4 protein-coding genes are annotated in these 3,861 nt (G+C 74.1%); 2 read left to right on the top strand and 2 right to left on the bottom strand.

The genetic code is table 11. The features are described 5' to 3' along the window. Positions 1-49 precede the first annotated feature (49 nt). Entirely contained in the window at positions 50-691 is a 642-nt protein-coding gene (yczE, locus tag Val02_RS46865; RefSeq protein ID WP_203905872.1) for a membrane protein YczE, read from the bottom strand. Positions 692-750: 59 nt separating this feature from the next. Here yczE and yczR point away from each other — a divergent pair, with 59 nt between their 5' ends. Beyond that, entirely contained in the window at positions 751-2,202 is a 1,452-nt protein-coding gene (yczR, locus tag Val02_RS46860) for a MocR-like transcription factor YczR (protein WP_203905871.1), read from the top strand. A gap of 142 nt (positions 2,203-2,344) precedes the next feature. Beyond that, the gene (locus tag Val02_RS46855; protein WP_203905870.1) at positions 2,345-3,466 is read left to right on the top strand and encodes a hypothetical protein; all 1,122 of its coding nucleotides are present in this window, start codon (positions 2,345-2,347) and stop codon (positions 3,464-3,466) included. 205 nt (positions 3,467-3,671) lie between these two features. Here the strand turns inward: Val02_RS46855 and Val02_RS46850 are convergent. Further along, on the bottom strand, positions 3,672-3,861 hold a 190-nt coding region (locus Val02_RS46850; protein WP_203905869.1), incomplete at its 5' end, for a DUF8189 domain-containing protein.

Raw genomic sequence — 3,861 nt, 5'->3', positions numbered from 1 at the left:
CGTTCCGCGATGGTTCCCATATATCGGGACCCGCCGCCCGGCGCGGCGATCAGGCCGTGGCGGCTACCTCTTCCGCACTGGTGGGGACCGTCAGCATCGGGAGGAAGATCTGGGACAGGGGGCCGATGGCCAGGGCGTAGGCGATGGTGCCTACGCCTACGGAGCCGCCGAGGAGGAAGCCGATCGCGAGGACGGTCACCTCGATGGCGGTGCGGACCAGGCGGATCGACAGCCGGGGGTAGCGCTCCTTCAGGCCGGTCATCAGGCCGTCGCGGGGCCCGGGGCCGAGCCGGGCGCCGATGTACGCGCCGGTGGCGACGCCGTTCAGGACGATGGCGGTCGCGAGCATCAGGGCGCGGATCCACAGCGCGGACGGCGTCGGGATCAGGGCCAGCCCGACCTCGGCCACCGTGCCGACGACGAGCACGTTGCTGACCGTGCCGATGCCCGGCCGCTGGCGCAGCGGGATCCACAGCAGCAGCACGACCGCGCCGGTGATGTTCACGATCCAGCCGAGGCCGAGACCGGTGTGCTCCGCGACGCCCTGGTGGAACACGTCCCACGGGTCGAGCCCGAGATCGGCGCGCACGAACACGGCGAGGCTCAGCCCGTACAGGGCCAGACCGAGCTGGAGCTGCACCAGCCGTCGAGGGAACCGGGTGCCGCGAACGTGGTTGCCAATCCTGCCCATGCGTGCCACTCTCAAGGCCAATCGGCTGCCCTGGAAGGGCCAATTCGCGGGAGGTGGCTGTGGCCGGGATCATGCGCGGCGCCCAGCTCGCCCGGCTGCTCGGTTCCTGGCAGCAGGCGCGGACGCACCGGCGCGGCCCGGAGTACGCCGCTCTCGCCGGTGCCGTGCGCGGGCTGCTGACCGACGGCCGGCTGGCGTTGGGCGTTCGGCTGCCGGCCGAGCGGGAGCTGGCGGAGGAGCTGGGCATCAGCCGCACCACGGTGACCGCCGCCTACCGGACGCTGCGCGAGTCGGGGTACCTGACCAGCCGGCGCGGCGCGGGCAGCTGGACCGCCCTGCCGACCGGGCACCGCGTCGGCACCACCGGCCTCTTCTCCGGCGACGCCGACGAGGACGTTCTCGACCTGGGCTGTGCGGCCATGGGCGCGCCGCCGCAGATGATGTCTGCCGTGCACGCGGCCGTCGCGGACCTGCCCAAGTACCTGTGCCAGGCCGGCTACCAGCCGACCGGGATCGAGCCGCTGCGCGAGATGATCGCCGCCCGGTACACCGCCCGCGGGCTGCGTACCCAGCCCGAGCAGATCATCGTCACCAGCGGGGCGCAGCAGGCGCTGGACCTGCTCGTGCGGCTGCTCGCCGCCCCGGGCCAGCGGGTGCTCGTCGAGGCGCCGACGTATCCGAACGCGCTCACGGCGTTCACCGAAAGACGCCATCGGGTGCTTACCTACAACATCGGGGACGGGGGCTGGGAGAGCGACCTGCTGCTGTCCACCCTGCGCACGGCGCAGGCCCGGATCGCCTACCTGATCCCCGACTTCCACAACCCGACCGGCCACCTCATGCCCGAGGAACTGCGCGCCAAGCTGCCCGCGGCCGCGCACGCCACCGGCACCGACCTGATCATCGACGAGTCGTTCGCGGAGCTGTCGCTCGACGGCGCCACCCCGCCACCGGTGGGTGTGTACTGCCGGGGTGCCCGGGTGATCTCCGTCGGCGGGATGAGCAAACCGTTCTGGGGCGGGCTGCGGATCGGCTGGATCCGGGCGAGCGCGGCGACCGTGGCCCGGCTGGCGGCGCTGCGCGTGCACGTCGACATGGCCTCGCCGGTGCTGGAACAGCTCGTCGCCACGCACCTGCTCGCCGACGCGGACGCCATCGTCGCCGCCCGCCGGACCGAACTGCGCGCCCAGCGCGACGCGCTCGTGTCGGCGCTGCGCGAGCTGCTGCCGCAGTGGCGGTTCCACGTGCCCTCGGGCGGGCTGTGCCTCTGGGTCGAGCTGGACGCACCGGTCTCGACGGCGCTCGCACAGGTCGCCTCCGAACTGGGCGTGCGGATCGCCGCGGGGCCGCGCTTCGGGGTCGACGGGACGTTCGAGCGGTTCCTGCGGATGCCGTTCGCGCTGCCGGCGGCGCAGGCGCGGGACGCCGTGGAACGCCTTGCCGAGGCGCGCGACCGGGTGGAGCGGCCCGGGCCGGCGCGTCGCTGGGCCGAGCCGGCCGTGGTGGCCTGACCCTTTCGGTCGCCCTTTCGCGTTCGCCCGCGGACTCCGGTCGCCGACCCGCCCGCCGTTTCGCTGAGCTGCCCGGACGCGGTGCGCTCCGGCCCGGCGGGTGCGCTCCGGCCCGGGCCACGGGCTGCCACGATGCGCGTCGATGCGACAGACTTGGCTGATGGCCACGGTTTCCGGCCCGATCCACCCCGGAGAAGGCACCCCGCGTGCCGGTGACGGCTCGCCGGGTTCCGGTGCGGAGCCGCCGCGCTCCACGGAGGGCGCTGCCCCACCCGAAGAGTTCGTCGGACCCGACCCCACCCGCGCGCAGGACCCCGCCGGGTTCGTGGACCAGCTCAACCGGCTGCGCGTCTGGGCCGGTCAGCCGTCGTTCCGGGCGCTGTGCCGGTTCGCCGAGCGGCGCGGCCGTGGGCCGAACGCCGGTCCCCGGCCCGAGCCGCTGGCGCCGAGCACCGTGCAGGAGGTGCTGGCCGGCAAGCGGCTGCCGCGGCTGCCGAAGCTGGCGTTCGTGGAGTCGTTCGTGGCGGCCTGCCTGGTGGCGCACGGGGTGCCGGACGACGAGGTCGAGGCCGGCGTCGAGCCGTGGCGCACGGCGTGGCGCGCGATCGCCGAGCAGTCGAACGAGCCGCCGACGGCGGCCGGGCCCGTGGTGGAAAGCCCGGCCGCCACCCCCGTCGTGGCGCCCCCGTGGCGCAGGTGGTCGCTCGTCGTGGCGGCCTTCACCGCCGGCGTGGTCGTCGGCGCGGCGGTGACCTACCGGATGTCCGGCGACGATGCGCCCGCGGCGCCGCGCGTGGTCGTTCGTCCGTGCGCCTCGGCCGGCGCGCCCGATCCGACCGGTGTCGAGGTCATCGGGCCGCGCGACTCCGCGGGCAAGTGGTGGGTGAACAGCCCCCGCGTGGCGCTCACCGCCGGCGAGGCCGAATGGCGGGCGGAGGTGCAGGGAAACACGGTCAACCCATGGGACCTGCTCGTCGGGCGGGGCGTTACGCTGGTCAATCGCCGGCATTACGCGCTGACGTTCACGGCGACGGCGACCGTGGACGTGACGGTCCGGGTGCGGGTGCAGGACAGCGAGCCGCCGGACTTCCGGCACTCGCTGTACGAGGCGTTCCACGCGGGACCGGTGCCGTGCCGGCGCACGTTCGAGTTCACGGCGGCGAAGTCGAGCGAGGTCAGCGAGGTGACGTTCCAGATCGGCGGGCGGGACATCTACGCGCTGTCCGTCCGGGACCTGACGCTGGTGTCCCGGCCCGGGACCTGATCCCGGCTCGGGCCGGCGCTCGGGCGTCCTATGTCAGCCATCATCGCTTGCTCCCCTCGTGGCGGTGTGGTTCCACGCCATCAGGGGCGGCCGATGTCCGGCAAGCGTCCGGACAAGGGCGGACACCTTCGGACGGGCACCCGCCGCCGGTCCGGGTCGGCGGTCCGGGTCGGGACCGTCCCGGCACCGGCGGCGGGTTGCGGGTTCAGGTGGTGAAGCGGGTGATGATGCCGCCGAGCGGGTTCCAGCCGCCGACCGACGGCTGCCAGCGGGTCCCGTCCCAGCACTTGTGGTACAGCGCGGAGTCGGTGCCGGTCAGGAAGACGTCGAGGCGGTTGCGGGCCCACGAGACGGCCGCCGGCGGGCTGGTGCTGATGCCGCCGAGGTTTTCGAAG

Origin of the sequence: Virgisporangium aliadipatigenens, from assembly GCF_016863615.1 — a bacterium.
Taxonomy (GTDB): Bacteria; Actinomycetota; Actinomycetes; order Mycobacteriales; family Micromonosporaceae; genus Virgisporangium; species Virgisporangium aliadipatigenens.
The sequence above is the reverse complement of the archived record's forward strand: the minus strand, read 5'-3'. Positions and strand labels throughout refer to the sequence as shown.